Source organism: Phenylobacterium sp. (assembly GCF_044371015.1).
In the GTDB taxonomy this organism is placed as follows: domain Bacteria; phylum Pseudomonadota; class Alphaproteobacteria; order Caulobacterales; family Caulobacteraceae; genus Phenylobacterium.
In genome coordinates this window covers 1-13,711 of sequence record NZ_JBILUK010000071.1, presented here as the reverse complement: position 1 = coordinate 13,711, position 13,711 = coordinate 1, and the positions used below count along the sequence as shown (strand labels likewise).

General features: G+C 68.3%; 14 protein-coding genes. 5 read left to right on the top strand and 9 right to left on the bottom strand.

Features of this window, described 5'->3' with window-relative positions; all coding sequences use genetic code 11:
• On the top strand, window positions 1-935 hold a 935-nt coding region (gene rnd, locus ACIQ3R_RS08180), incomplete at its 5' end, for a ribonuclease D (RefSeq protein WP_397417199.1).
• A 117-nt stretch (window positions 936-1,052) separates the two neighbouring features.
• On the top strand, window positions 1,053-1,745 hold the full coding sequence (locus tag ACIQ3R_RS08175; protein WP_397417197.1) for a PEPxxWA-CTERM sorting domain-containing protein: 693 nt from the start codon (window positions 1,053-1,055) through the stop codon (window positions 1,743-1,745).
• A 65-nt stretch (window positions 1,746-1,810) separates the two neighbouring features.
• Here ACIQ3R_RS08175 and ACIQ3R_RS08170 read toward each other — a convergent pair whose 3' ends face one another.
• Together ACIQ3R_RS08170 and ACIQ3R_RS08165 are read right to left on the bottom strand one after the other, a co-directional pair.
• A complete protein-coding gene (locus ACIQ3R_RS08170; RefSeq protein WP_397417195.1) occupies window positions 1,811-2,926 on the bottom strand; it encodes a helix-turn-helix transcriptional regulator in 1,116 nt (371 codons plus the stop codon).
• A 117-nt stretch (window positions 2,927-3,043) separates the two neighbouring features.
• Entirely contained in the window at window positions 3,044-3,454 is a 411-nt protein-coding gene (locus ACIQ3R_RS08165) for a hypothetical protein (protein ID WP_397417192.1), read from the bottom strand.
• Between the two features lie 155 nt (window positions 3,455-3,609).
• On the opposite strand from ACIQ3R_RS08165, the gene ACIQ3R_RS08160 reads away from it, so the two are divergent.
• The gene (locus ACIQ3R_RS08160) at window positions 3,610-3,870 is read left to right on the top strand and encodes a hypothetical protein (protein ID WP_397417190.1); all 261 of its coding nucleotides are present in this window, start codon (window positions 3,610-3,612) and stop codon (window positions 3,868-3,870) included.
• A gap of 15 nt (window positions 3,871-3,885) precedes the next feature.
• Here the strand turns inward: ACIQ3R_RS08160 and ACIQ3R_RS08155 are convergent, their stop codons facing one another.
• The 5 genes from ACIQ3R_RS08155 to ACIQ3R_RS08135 are packed head-to-tail and all read right to left on the bottom strand — an operon-like array spanning window position 3,886 to window position 9,633.
• Entirely contained in the window at window positions 3,886-4,686 is an 801-nt protein-coding gene (locus tag ACIQ3R_RS08155) for a copper resistance protein B (protein ID WP_397417187.1), read from the bottom strand.
• On the bottom strand, window positions 4,683-6,371 hold the full coding sequence (locus ACIQ3R_RS08150; RefSeq protein ID WP_397417185.1) for a copper resistance system multicopper oxidase: 1,689 nt from the start codon (window positions 6,369-6,371) through the stop codon (window positions 4,683-4,685). Before ACIQ3R_RS08150 ends, ACIQ3R_RS08155 begins: the two co-directional genes overlap by 4 nt.
• Window positions 6,368-7,582 (bottom strand): MFS transporter, encoded by a 1,215-nt coding sequence (locus ACIQ3R_RS08145; protein WP_397417182.1) that lies wholly within the window; start codon window positions 7,580-7,582, stop codon window positions 6,368-6,370. The genes ACIQ3R_RS08150 and ACIQ3R_RS08145 overlap by 4 nt, the downstream gene beginning before the upstream one ends.
• A 9-nt stretch (window positions 7,583-7,591) precedes the next feature.
• Window positions 7,592-8,569, bottom strand: coding sequence for an aspartyl protease family protein (locus ACIQ3R_RS08140; protein ID WP_397417179.1), 978 nt, complete (start codon window positions 8,567-8,569; stop codon window positions 7,592-7,594).
• Window positions 8,566-9,633: a beta-N-acetylglucosaminidase domain-containing protein gene (locus ACIQ3R_RS08135; protein ID WP_397417176.1), complete on the bottom strand. Its 1,068-nt coding sequence runs from the start codon at window positions 9,631-9,633 to the stop codon at window positions 8,566-8,568. Before ACIQ3R_RS08135 ends, ACIQ3R_RS08140 begins: the two co-directional genes overlap by 4 nt.
• 72 nt (window positions 9,634-9,705) lie before the next feature.
• Between ACIQ3R_RS08135 and ACIQ3R_RS08130 the strand changes: the two genes are divergently transcribed.
• Window positions 9,706-10,860, top strand: a complete 1,155-nt coding sequence (locus ACIQ3R_RS08130) for a saccharopine dehydrogenase family protein (protein WP_397417175.1) — start codon at window positions 9,706-9,708, stop codon at window positions 10,858-10,860.
• 4 nt (window positions 10,861-10,864) lie between these two features.
• Here ACIQ3R_RS08130 and ACIQ3R_RS08125 read toward each other — a convergent pair whose 3' ends face one another.
• Window positions 10,865-11,941, bottom strand: a complete 1,077-nt coding sequence (locus tag ACIQ3R_RS08125) for a PA0069 family radical SAM protein (RefSeq protein WP_397417173.1) — start codon at window positions 11,939-11,941, stop codon at window positions 10,865-10,867.
• A gap of 82 nt (window positions 11,942-12,023) precedes the next feature.
• Here ACIQ3R_RS08125 and ACIQ3R_RS08120 point away from each other — a divergent pair, with 82 nt between their 5' ends.
• Entirely contained in the window at window positions 12,024-12,467 is a 444-nt protein-coding gene (locus ACIQ3R_RS08120; protein WP_397417171.1) for a hypothetical protein, read from the top strand.
• Here the strand turns inward: ACIQ3R_RS08120 and ACIQ3R_RS08115 are convergent.
• Window positions 12,375-13,711, bottom strand: a 1,337-nt coding sequence (locus ACIQ3R_RS08115) for a transglycosylase SLT domain-containing protein (protein ID WP_397417169.1), incomplete at its 5' end; no start/stop codon positions are given. The genes ACIQ3R_RS08120 and ACIQ3R_RS08115 overlap by 93 nt on opposite strands.

The following is a 13,711-nucleotide window of genomic DNA, read 5'->3' as shown; positions in this document are numbered from 1 at the left end:
ACGCCGCGCGGCAGGACGTGGAGATCTTCAACATCCTTAAGGCCATGCCCAGGCCGCTGTTCGACACCCAGATCGCCGGCATGGCGGCGGGGTTCGGTGAACAGATCGCCTATGACGCCCTGGTCCGCCAGATGCTGAAGATCGACCTCGATAAGAGCAGCCGGTTTACGGACTGGGCGCGGCGGCCGCTGTCTGAAGCCCAACTCACCTACGCGCTGGCGGATGTGACCCACCTGGCGAAGCTCTTCCCCATGCTGCGGGATCGGCTGGAGCGGGAAGGGCGCCTTGTCTGGGTCTCCGACGAGATGGCTGACCTGACCAACCCGGCGCTGTTCGACGTGGAGCCCGAGAACGCCTGGAAGCGCCTGAAGCCCCGCAAGCATGCGCCGAAGTACCTGGCGGTGTTCCGCGCCGTGGCGGCGTGGCGCGAACGCACGGCCCAGACCCGCGATCAGCCCCGCGGCCGGATCCTCAAGGACGAGGCGATCGACGAGATCGCCATCCAGGCGCCGACCGACGCCGACGCCCTGGACCGCATGCGTTCGGTGCCCAAGGGCTTCTCAGGCTCGAAGTTTGGACCCGATCTGATCGCGGCGGTCCGTGAGGCCCTGAAGGACCCGGAGGCCTATGCGCCGGTGATCGAAAAGCCACGGGTCCATTCCTCGCCGGCGGCGGGCGCTGTGGTGGAACTGCTGAAGGTGCTGTTGAAGGCCCGGGCCGAGGAAGCGGGCGTCGCTTCCAAGCTGCTGGCCACCGTCTCGGACCTGGAGCAGATCGCCAATGACGACGCCGCCGACGTCGGCGCGCTCAAGGGCTGGCGGCGCGAAGCGTTCGGCGAGGACGCGCTGAAGCTCAAGCGCGGCGAGTTGGCTCTGGTGCTGGATGGCGCGAGGGTGCGGGTGGTGGAGGTGCGGCGGGCGCCGAAGGCCGGTTAGGCGTCGGCTCGCCTCTGAGGCGAGCGGCGTTCGCCTTCTCGACATAAGCCGGTCGGCTGATGCGGGTTCATTTGGATTGGGTTTCGATCTCCACGACAGATCACGTGGAGTTCCCTGATGAAGCATCAACTCAAGTTGCTCGCGACCGTCATCGGCGCGGGCGCCATCGCCATCTCAGGTGAGGCCAGCGCGGCCCAGATAATGCTTGCACCGGCCAACGTCATTGGTTCGGCTGGTGACTATGGTGGTTTCCCCGCAGACAACATCCTTGATCAACAGACCGGTGCGGTGAACGACGTCGCAGGAAGCACCTACTGGCTCTGGCCGGACAGTAATGGCAATCCGGCGTTCATCACCATCGATCTCGGCGCGTCGTATCGGATCGGAGAACTGGAACTCTTCAACACTCGGAACGACTTCTTTGGGGACCGAGGAACCAAGGACTTCACGATCGCCGGCGGTAACTCGGTTTCAGCGTTCTCGGGCGGACTTCGCCTTAGCGGCCTGGAGACGACGCTGGTCACCGGCGTGCTTGCCCCTGCCGCTGTGATCAACAACATCCCTGGCCAGAGCTTCAGTGTCTCCTCCAGCGCGACATTCCGCTATCTGGAGTTTCGCCCGACGTCCGCGCGCGGGCCGTTCTCCACCGCCAGTTTCAGCGCCTACGGGCTGAACGAGCTTCGGGTTTACGAGTACGAGGCGACGGGCGCGATCCCCGAGCCCTCAACCTGGGCGATGATGATCCTGGGCTTCGGCGCAGCCGGTGCGGCGATCCGTTCGCGCCGGCGCGTGAGCGCAGCCGCCGCCTGACTCCAACCCGCAAGGTGTCATCCCGGTCTTCGGCTGCGCCGAAACCGGGATGACAGCGTTTCGGACTACCCCGCCAACCGCATCATCAGCTTCACCAGATCGGTCTGGCGGGCCACGCCGGACTTCTCGAACACCCGGGCGATCTGGAAGCGGACCGTGTGCAGGCTGAGGCCGAAGCGGTCCGCCGCCTCCGGCAGGCTCAGCCCGTCGAAGATGGCGTCGGCGAGCCGGGCCTCGGCGGGGGTTAGGCCGAACAGCAGGCGGAGTTCATCCGCGGGTGAACGGAGTTGTCGGTCCAGGTCGGTGACGGTGACCAGAAGTCCGCCCGGCGCGCCGAAGATCGGCATTCCGGACCCGGGGATCGGCGAGGTGCGCAGCGCCAGCGGTAGACGTCCGAGCGGTGAGGGTATGGCCATGGCGCCGCCCGACCTACCGGCGTCATCGCGCAGGCCCGAGGCGATCAGCTTCTGCAGGGCGGGATTGGTGTCGGCGTGAGAGGCGACCAGCCGTCCAGCGACCAGGCTCAGACCCCGCCCGGCGCCGACAAGAGACGAAGCCCGGGCGTTGGCGTGGATCACGCGACCTGTGACATCCAGCACCATCACCGCATGCGGCGAGGCCTCGACCGCCTGCACCAGATCGTGGGCCAAGCCGAGGCGGCCCGAGAGATTTCGCCCCATCTTGTAGGCGCGCACCAGGTGCGGTTTCAGCGCCGTCGCGGCTTCCAGATGCTCGGCGTCGAACCGCCCGCGTCGCTCTGATCGCCCCCAGGTGATCGTCGTCACCTCGCGGTCAGCCAGTTCAAGCCGGACCCACAAGGCCGAAAAGATATCCTGGGGCTTGAGGAAGTCGTTGTAGTACTCGCTGCGCTCGAAGGCTTCCCGCGGCAGTGCGGCCTCGTCCGTGGCCACGCCCGGACTTCGGCCGTTGCGGTAGTCCGCCGGATTCTCGACCACGGTCAGCACGTTCTTGCGTTCAAAGTGCTCTGCGTAGGCCTTGAGCGAGCCTGGGTCTGCTCGCGCCAGGAGGGCGTCGCCCGATCCGTCGACGACGCTGAGGCGGGAAAGCACCGCGCCTTCGCCGCCGACGCTATCGCCGACCCGCGCCATGACGGTCGTCCAGAGGCTGGGGTCGAGCGCCGCCCCATAGATCAGATCGATTATGTCCTCTTCACCGGACATGACGGCTCCCATAGCACGATCGGGCTATGGTTGCGCGCCGTCCGCCGGCTGCACATCCCCCGATCGGCCTATGCAACGAGGGGGCTTGGAAGTCTCTTTATCTGGAAGAGCAATCCGTCAGCAGCGATACCGCCGCTCGATCGTCACCCGGCGGCCGATGTAAGGGTCGTAGACGCGGTCGCGGCTGATGCAAGTGCGGTCGTCGTCGTATCGCTCGCGGCGGCTGTAGGGTCGGCTGGAATAGCCGTCCGTGTAAGGGTCGTAGCGGTAGCGATACCGGTAGCTGTCGCCATAGCGGCCATAGCCTTCGTAGCGTTCGTAACGGTCATCGTACCGGTCGCGGTCGCCGCGTCCGGCGAGGGCGGCGCCTATGGCCAGGCCCGCGATTCCGCCGACGATCGCTGCGGCCACCTCGTCGTTGTCGTTGTCGCGGTGATGGCGCCAGCGGTCAGCCTGGGCGGGTTGGGCGGCGAGCACGGCCCCGGCGGCGGTGATGGCGGCCAGGGCGGATGTGGCGAGCTTGCGCATGGAACCTCCGTTTCAGATCGGACGTTAACCAATCCGGCGCTGAACCGCGGCTGAACGTCGCAGTCAGGAAGGCGGCAATGCGAATAAGGCTGCATAGATAAAGGGAGCCGTCATAATTGAAGGCTAGAGTTGTCCGGAAGGACAGGAAGCGAGCCATGGGACTGTTCGACGAAAACACGCGAAAGTTGGCGGGCGAGGGCTTTGGCCGCCACGTGAAGGCCGATCGGCTGACCGGACCGTTCGACGTGTACGAAGGTTATGACGATGCCGCGCTCTCCCGGATGGGACGGTTCTCGCGGGTCGCGCGTCGGCGGTTGCAGGCCGCCCTGGATCAGGAAGCCCTGGCCATGGGCGTCATCGGGCTGGCCGTCGGTCTGGCGCTGGGCGCGGCCTTGATGTCGCGGCGCCGGCGGTAACTCCGAGGGACGCGCCTAGAACCAGGCGGATAGCCCGACTACTGCGGAGATATCGCTGCGGTCTCGTCCGGTGAAGTCGCGGGTCCAGACGACGCCGGCATAGGGCGCGATTTGGGGCGTGACCGCGTAGCGGATGCGCAAACCCGCCTCCAGTTCGCTGGCGCCCTTGGCCAAACCCAGTTCGGCGCGGGGCTCCAGGATCAGGCGCTGGGTGATCCGGTAATCGGTCATAGCTTCGAGGCGGGCGGAGAGGCCGCCGCGGTCGGACAGGAAGGCGTTGGCCTCCACTTCGATCCAGTAGGGCGCGAGGCCCTCGACGCCGAGCGTGGCGTAGGTGCGGTTTGGGCCATCGCCCAGGTCATGGCGAACGCCGGCCTGGAAATTGAAATAGGGGCCGATGGCGCGTCGCCCGAGCAGCTGAACCTCAGCCTCTCCGTCGTGGCCCTCGGTGGCCAGTGCGAGGCGGTTCAGGTCGCCGCCGGTCGAGACCTCGGCCTCCCAGATAGTCTGATCGTGGTCGGAGATTTCTAGTCGTTCGACCTTGACCAGGTTCCAGCGCATCACGCCGTGCTCTCGGCGCAGAACTTCGCGCGACGCCGCCATGGCGGTCGGATCGAACAGGCGGTCGGCGGCATGGTCGCTCGGCGCAGCCGGTGCGGCTAGGCGATCGATCGGAACGGGCGCCGGCGCATGGTGGTGTGCGTGGGGGGCAGCGGTCGGCGGCTTAGCGGGCGCGGGCGCCGGTTCGTGGTGATGCGCGTGTGGGTCAGGCGCTTGCGCCGACAGGGCCGCAGCGAAGGCCAGGGCGAGGCTCATGTGACCGGGTCCAGCGGCCGTACGCTGACCACCTTGAACATGCCCGCGTGCATGTGGAGCATCATGTGGCAGTGAAACGCCCAGTCTCCCGGCGCGTCGGCTGTGAGGTCAAAGCTGGCCTTTCCGCCGGGCTGCACGTTGATGGTGTGCTTGCGCGGATGGCGGCCCGGATGGCCGTTGACCAGCTCCATGAAGTGGCCGTGAAGATGGATCGGGTGGTTCATCATGGTGTCGTTGACCAGGGTCACGCGCACTCGTTCATTCCGACGGAAGGGGATCGGCTTGGTGACCTCTGAGAAGGTCTCGCCGTCGAACGCCCACATGAAGCGTTCCATGTTGCCGGTGAGGTGCAGTTGCAGCGTCCGTGACGGCGGTCGCGTGTCCGGATTGGGCGCTAGGGCGACAAGATCGGCATAGGTCAGCACCTTGCCGGGCGCGTAGGCGAGGCCCGTGCCCCGCTCGGCGACCCGGTCGACAGGTATAGGCGAGATCATCTGCACGCCCGGACCCATAGCGACGCCCGGCGCGGCCTTGGGATCGCGCATGGACATCGAATGGTCGCCGTGGCCGGCGTGACTGGACATATCCATGCCCATGTCGCGCATCTTGAGCAGCGGCCGCGCGCGGAGCGGCGGGACCTCGGCGCGCAGGCCGGGCCGGGCGCTGAGCATTCCGACCGCCATGCCCGACCGGTCGATGGCCTCGGCCACTACGGCGAAGGCGTGGTCATCCTTCGGCTCGACGATGACGTCGTAGGTCTCGGCGTTGGCGATCTGGAATTCATCCACATCGACAGGGCGGACGTCCTGCCCGTCGGCCTGAACCACGGTCATCTTCAGCCCGGGAATGCGGACGTTGAAGATGGTCATCGCCGCAGCATTGATGAACCTTAGCCGCACGCGCTCGCCGGGCGCGAACAGTCCGGACCAGCCCGGCTTCGGGCCATGGCCGTTCATCAGGAACGTGTAGGCGGCGCCGGTGACGTCGGAGATGTCGGTGGGATCCATACGCATCTGAGCCCACGCCATCCGGTCGGCCAACGGCTGGTCACGACCTGCGGCAAGGCCGGAGAGCGTCTGGCGCTGGCGGTTGTAGTGGCCGGCCTGTTGCTTCAGCCGCGTCATCAGAACGTGGGGATGGGTGAAGCTGTAGTCGGAGAGCACGATCACGTGCTCGCGGTCATAGGGCGCGGGCTCGGGCCCGGCGGGGTCGATCACCAGCGGGCCGTAGCAGCCCATCGGCTCCTGCATCCCGGAGTGAGAGTGGTACCAATAGGTTCCGGCGTGGAGGATCGGGAATTCGTAGGCGAACGTCTCACCCGGCGCGATGCCGGGGAAGCTGACACCGGGTACACCGTCCATCTGGAAGGGCACGAGCAGGCCGTGCCAGTGGATCGAGGTGGGTTCGACCAGCTTGTTGGTGACGGCGAGGCGGACGCGCTGGCCCTCCTTGAGCCGGATCAGTGGGCCCGGGACTGTACCCTCGATGGCGACGGCGTGGCCGTGACGGCCGTCGACCTTGATGTGGGCGTCACCGATGCTCAGCGCGATCTCGGGTCCGGATTTGACGTGGCCGGAGGCGGATCCCCTTGTCTGCGCCCGCGCCCAACCGGGCAGAAAGCTCGCGCCGGCGAGGCCGGCCAGGATGCGACGGCGGGATGCGAGGGGCGCGCGGGTGGTGGTCACACTTCACTCCTGCGCAAGGCCTCAGCGGCGCGCCAGCCGAGCCAGGCGGCCGGCAGCATGAACAATGCCGCAAACGCGATAGGGGCCCAAGGCCCCACGGTCGTGAAGAGCACCCCGCCGATGACCGGTGCGACAACGCGGGCGAAGGAACCCGCCGCCCCCGACGCCCCCAGAAACTCGCCCTGCCGGTCTGGGTCGGCGGCGCGGGAGATGATGGTGGTCGCGGCCGGCTGCCACAGGGCGTGGCCGATCACCGAGGCGGTGAGCGCCAGGGCCGCGAGCCAGCCCCAGGGCGCGGCGGCCAACAGGAACATGCAGGCTGAGGCCGAGACCAGTCCAAGAACGATCGTCGGGCCGATCCCCAGCCGACGCACGGCCATTCCCGACAGCACCCCCTGCGCCAGCGCCGAAGCGACGCCCGTGCCGGCCATCACCAGACCGACGTCCCGCGGCGTCCAGTTGAATACCGCGTGCGCCCACAGTCCCAGCACCGACCACATGGCCGACGAGGCGAAGAAGCCGAGCGCGGTGACCCCGAAGGCGCTGGCGAGCACGGGATGGCGCATGGCCTCGCCCAGCGCGGCCAACGGGTTGCGCGGCGGGCGGGGATCAACCCGCCGAGTACGGCTTTCGCGCACAACCGCGACCAGCGCCACCACCGCAGCCGCGCACAACACCGTCGCCAGGATGAGGGGCGGCCGGTAGCCCGTGGGGCCGGCCTCTGGATGGGCCATCAGGCCGCCAATGGCCGGACCAATGACGAATCCCAGGCCGAACACCGATCCAATCAGACCGAGCCGCCCGGCCAGTTTCTCCGGCGGGCTCACGTCGACGATGTAGCCCTGGACGGTCGAGATGTTGCCGGAAAAGAACCCGGCCGCCGCACGGATCACGATGGCCCACCAGATGCCGGGCGCAAAGGCCAGCGCCAGATAGCCCAGGCCTGAGGCGATCATGGTGATCAGCAGAACGGGCTTGCGCCCGATCCGGTCGGAGAGGCGTCCGAAGTAGAGCTCGCCTGCGAATTGGCCCGCCGAATAGCCGGCGAACAGCAACGTCACCTGCCAAGGTGCGGCGCCGAACGCCGTGGCGAAGAACGGCAACAGCGGGATCACCACGCCCCAGCCGACCAGGCTCATCAGCACAAGAAGCAACAACACCGGCACAGCGGCCGGCGAGGCGCTTGCGGGCTGGGCTGCGGGCGGGCTCATCACCCACTCTTAGCGGGCGGGGGGAGTCGTCTCCACCCGCGAGGGAGTCATGCTGACGCCGGGTGGCGCGAGGCCGAGCCTGCGGCCCGTCAGGTCGAGGTCTATGCGCCAGGCGCGCAGCCAGCCCAGGCCGATGATCCCGTCCGGCGCCGGAGCCGCACGCGCATGGCGGTAGACCTGGATGGAGAGCGCGGCGAAGGTCTCGCCCGCGACCTCGACGGCGTTCGCCATCACGGTCCGATCTATCACCAGGCCGCCGATGCCAACCGAGCCGGTTGTTCCCTGGGTGCGGCCGGGGTCGAGCAGACCCGCGCGACGTGCGGCGGGTTCGGAGAGCGCGATGCCGCCGCTGGATCCGGTGTCGACCAGCAGGTCGAGTTTCCGGCCCTCGATCTGCGCCGGGAGGGTCGGGGCGCCGCCGCGCCGGGTGAGCGGAATGGCGCGGGCCCGAGCGTCGGGGCGGAAGGCGTCACGGGCGATGAGGCGCGCGGCGCCCCTCGCGAAGTCGGCCTCCAGCGCCAGCACGGACAAAAGGTCGCGCCCCAGGATCAGATCTAGGGGACGGTCGGTGAGGGCCGCCAGCCGCGCCAGATCCAGGGCTGCGGCGCGCAGGCGGGGAACCGCCAGTCCGGGCAGAGTCAGATCCAGCCGGACCGTGCCGGTGAGCGTTGGTGCGCCGCTCAGACCATAGGCGAGAACCGGCGCGGCCAGAGTGCGAGGCAGGCCCAGTCGCTCCGCCAGACCCTGGTCGATGGCTGAGATCTGAGCGCCGGAATCGATCAGCGCCCGCACCGGTACGTCGCCGATGCGCGCATTCAGTTCGATCAGGTCGCCGCGTCCGGCCAGGGGCGTCCAGGGTGTCGCGCGGTCGTCGACGAAACGTGGGATGAGCGGCGGCCAGGGCAGGCGGTCGCGCACGGCGAACAGGCCGCCGCCCGCCAGCGCCAGGGCGCCCGCGCGCAACATCAGCGCGCGGCGCGTGGTCACTGGGTCTCCAGGTCCTCGGTTCCGATGATCCAGTGACCATCAAGCCAGGCCAGGATCTCGCGCGCCGCCGGGTGGTCGAAGGCCGAGAACCGTTCCCGAAGGCGGCCCATGCGCTCTTCGCCCAGGCGCTCGCGGCCGGTGTCCTCCAGCAGCAACAGGGTGCGTTCGATGGCGTCAGCTAGGGCGGGGCCAAGCACAGCCTGGGCGGCGCGACGGAATGCGGCGAGGTATTCGTAGGCCTGGCCCAGCCGGTAGCTCTCAGCCAGGGTCAGGGCCGGAATGCAGGAGAGAACGGGTTGTGAGGCGGTGTTGATTCCGTGGGCGGCGATGTGCGCGCCGATGGACGCTGGGCGGCCGGTGAAGGCGCGCAGGTGCAGGTGCTGGGCCATTCGCGGGCCGTCGTTGACGGGATAGTTGTCCCAAAGGAAAGGCTTGCGGCGGAACTGCTCGGTCACCCGGGCGAGGTGGCCGGGGGAGAACTCCTTGGCGCACACCTCTTCGCCGGTCCACATCAGCTGGATGGCGGCATCGAGGCCCTTGCCCAGGTCTTCCAGATAGTTGGCCGGGCGGGCGCCGAAGACGCGATCGAGGACAGGGTCATCGGTGTAGTAGCTGGGGCAGACGATCAGACGCGCGCTGCCGGCGCGGGCGGCGATCCAATCGATGATCGCGATCTGGCGCGGAGCCAGGTCGGCGAGGTCGCCCTTCATGTCGTCGAAGAAGACACCAAGGTCATCCAGGCCGAGTGAGACGAGCTGGTCCAGTTTGGCGCCCAGCGCCGCTTTGGAAGCGGAGTTGAAGTCGAGGAACAATTCGTAGGGTGAAAGCCCGACCCCAAAGCGAACGCCATGGCGCCGGCACGCTTGGGCGAAGTCCGAGAGGTTGGCCAGCGCCGCGTCGGAATAGGGTTCGCGCCAGCGGCGGCGCAGATGTGGGTCGGCCTTGGGCGCATAGAGGTAGAAGCCGTAGCCGGACGGGGCCAGGGCCTCGACCATGGCCGCCCGCGCTTCCCAGGTGTAGGGCCGACCGAAGAAACCTTCGATGATTCCGAGTTCGGGTGTCATGGATTCGGTTTAGCCGAGCCGGTTGCGATAACGATGTAAATTTGTATGGTCGCGCCCAAAGCGGAGGAAGCGATGAACCCCAAGGCCGAGTTCGATCTGATCGTCTATGGCGCCACCGGCTATACCGGCCGCCTCGTGGCCGAGCATCTGGCGGCGCGCTATGGCGTGGGCGGGGCGGTCAAGTGGGCCATGGCCGGGCGCTCGGCGGCCAAGCTGGCTGAGGTTCGCGACGAGATCGGCGCGCCAGCCGAAACCCCGTTGGTGGTCGCGGACGCCGGCGATCCGGCCAGCGTGCGGGCCATGGTGGCGCGCGCCAAGGCGATCATCACAACGGTGGGACCTTATCAGCTCTATGGTTCCGACCTGGTGGCCGCCTGTGTCGAGGCGGGGACTGACTATCTCGACCTCTCCGGTGAGCCCAACTGGATGCGGGCCATGATCGACGCTCACCACGCGCGGGCCAAGGAAACGGGCGCGCGTATTCTCCATTCCGCCGGCTTTGACTCCATCCCCTTTGAGCTGGGGGTCTATCATTGCCAGGAAGCGGCCAAGGCGGCCTGGGGCGCTCCGGCCCTGCGCGTGAAGGGCCGGGTCCGGGGCATGCAGGGCGGGCTCTCCGGCGGGACGGCGGCGAGCGGCGCGGCGACCATGGCGGCGATCCAGAAGGATCCCTCGATCCTGGCCATCATGATGAGCCCGTTCGGCCTGACCCCCGGCTTCGATGGCCCCGCCCAGCCGCCCGGCAATGCGCCGGAGGAGGACCCGGACGTCGGCCCGGTCGCGCCCTTCATGATGGCGGTCATCAACACAAAGAACGTCCACCGTTCGAACCTCCTCATGGGCCACCCCTATGGTCGTGACTTCGTCTATGACGAGATGGTCATGGTGGGGCCGGGCTCGGCCGGTCCCGGTTTCACCGATATGAACAGCCTGCCGGGCGGCCCGCCCAAGCCGGGCGACGGGCCGACCAAGGCGGAACGCGAGGCCGGCTTCTACGACATCCTCTTTGTCGGCGTCGGCGCCGACGGCCGTCGGGTGCGGACCTCGGTCAAGGGCGACATGGACCCGGGCTATGGCTCCACGTCGAAGATGCTGGCTGAAACCGCGATCTGCCTGGTGAACGCGCCAGACGTGGCCGGCGGTGTCTGGACCCCCGGCGCGGCGCTGCAGGGGCGGCTCGTGGATCGATTGCAGGGCCACGCGGGCCTGACCTTCACGGTCGAGTAGCGGGTCAGCCGAAGAGGTCGAGCTGACCGGTGTCGGGGCGAGGAACCGTGAACAGGTCGGTGCGGAGCGGGGTCCACTGGCGCTCTAGGCCATGGCGCCGGGTCGCGGCGCGGAAGCGGTCGGCGATGAGGGCGGCGAAGGGGCCTTCCCCCTTCATGCGGGATCCCCAGGTTGCGTCGTAGTCGCGGCCGCCGCGCATCTGTCGGACGAGCGACATGACACGGCGCGCGCGGTCAGGGTGGTCGGTCTCAAGCCATTCTCGGAACAGGTCCTTGATTTCGCGCGGCAGGCGCAGCGCCACATAGCCCGCGCCGGAGGCTCCGGCTCCGGCCGCGGCCTCAAGCACGGCCTCCAGTTCATGATCGTTCAGGCCCGGGATGCAGGGGGCGAACATCACGGTGACTGGAACGCCGGAGTTCGCCAGCGCGGCCACCGCCTCCAGCCGCCGTCCCGGCGTGGCGGCGCGAGGCTCCATGGAGCGGGCCAGCCTGCGATCCAGCGAGGTGATGGAGATGGCGACCCGGGTCAGGCCCTGGGCGGCGGCCGGTCCCAACAGGTCGAGGTCGCGGGTGATGAGCGCCGACTTGGTGATCGCCGAGAACGGATGCTTGAACCGGATCAGCGTTTCGATAATGGCGCGGGTGAGGCGCAACCGACGTTCCTGGGGCTGGTAGGGATCGGTGTTGCCCCCGATGTGGATGGTCTCGGGCCTATAGCCCTTGCGCGAGAGCTCGGCTTCCAGGAGGCGCGCGGCGTCGGGTTTGAAGAACAGGCGGCTTTCGAAGTCGAGGCCGGGTGAGAGCCCCATGTAGGCGTGGGCCGGACGCGCATAGCAGTAGATGCAGCCGTGCTCGCAGCCACGATAGGGGTTGATAGAGGCTGAGAAGCCGATGTCGGGACTGTCATTGCGGCTGATCACCGTCTTGGCCTTCTCGGGCTCAACAGTTGTGCGCAGAGGAGCGGCGGGGGCGTCATCGATCGTCCAGCCGTCGTCGAAGGCCTCCCGGACCTGGGTCTCAAAGCGGCCGGTGGCGTTGGTCCGGGCGCCGCGACCTCTGAACTGCTGGTTGAAGGCGATCATGGACCCACCGTATGGACGCAAAAAAAAAAACAAAACAAGAACAACTTGACGTCCGAGGACGAATGGCGCCCAGACCCTCCTGATGCTGACGGTGATCATCGATGCGCGGGACGGGACCGACGGGTTGGCGGCATTGCTGGCGCAGCTGACAGCCGGCGCGGTGGACGGGATCGTGCGCGAGGTGCGGATCGTGGCGGCGCCGGATCAACCGGCAATCGACCTCCTGTGCGAGGACATGGGGGCGGAGGCGCACCCTACACTGGCGGATGCGGCCAGGGCGGCGCGCTCGGAGACCTTGTTGATGGCGCCGGCATCCTTCCGGTTTCGGGACGGCTGGATCGGGTCGCTGAACGCCCATATGGCGGCGGACGGCGGACCGGCGTCGGTGGTGGGACTGGGCGGCGGCGGACTACGCCGTGCGCCCGAGGGCGTGCTAATTGCGCGTGGCGGCGTCGCGGAGGCCGATGGCGCCGATCTCAAGCACCTGCGCCGCGCCCTGGGATTCGGCCGGCGACGGATCGGGTAGGTCGAGCCGGGCGTCGATGCGGCGGGCGCCGGCGGCCAGGGCGTCGAGACTGCGCGTCTCCTCACCGAAGAAGCGCTTGTAGGTCCAGTAGGCGGCCATGACGCGCTCGACATAGTTGCGGGTCTCGAGCGCGGGCAGGGACTCGATCAGCAGCAAGGGGTCGTCGTCGCCGACGCGGGCCACGGCGTTCATCACCGCGCCAGGACCGGCGTTATAGGCGGCGACCATCTTGAGCAGGTCCGGGCCGACGCCGCGATTCATGAGATAGGTCAGATAGTCCTGGCCTGCGCGCAGGCCCAGGGCCGGGTCGAGCAGCAGGCGCGGGCGGCGCGTGTAGTTGCGGTCGCCGGTGGCCAGTGTGGCGGAGGTCGGCAGCACCTGCATGATGCCCATGGCGCCCGCATGGGAGATCGCCCGGGGGTTGAAGCCGCTCTCCTGGCGGACGATGGCGTAGACCAGCGCCCGGTCGATGGTGAAACCGCCGCGTGGCGCGAGTTCGGGAACCGGATGCTCGGCCGCGCCGACGACGCCGGAGGTTCCGGTCGGTTGGATCCGGGCGAGGCGCAGGTTCCAGGCGCGGCGCTCTTCTGTGTTGCGGGCCAGGGCCAGGCCGGCGCGAAGTTCCTGACGGGCCTCGTCCAGACGACCGATCTGGGCCAGGGCGGCGGCGCGGTGAGCACGCGGGTCGTTGGCGACCAACTGATCTGCGTCGGGCGCCGGAGCGCGGAAGCTTATGGTTGACAGCCGCGCCATAGGGGCCGGCGCGGTTGGGAGCTGCCGCTCGGCGATCATGCCGTAGAAGGTGTGCGGCGCTTCGGCGGCCAGGCGCAGATAGCCTTCGGCCATGGCGGTTTCGCCCAGGGCGGCGGCCGACCGATACGCCCAGTATGCGCCGCCGGATCGCAGCCAGGGGTCTTCATTCGGATCGCGGGCGATCTGTGAGAAGTAATCGAGCGCCTGGGCGTGATCGCCGAGACGCCAGGCCGATAGGCCCGCGACCCAACGCTCACCTACCTCGACCGCGAGTTTGAAGGCGGTGTGAGCGTCGCCGGAGTAGAAGGCCTCGCGGGCGGGCCGCGTAACTTCGCTTCGGGCCGTGTCGACCAGGGCTACCTGTGGCACGGGCAGGGCTGGCGCCTCGGCGGGGTTGCGCTTGGCGGCCAGTGAGAACACGCGGTCCGCCAGCGGCAGGTCTCGGAACCTGCCGAGCCAGGAGGCGAGCTCCTCGAAAGTCGCCTTGTGCG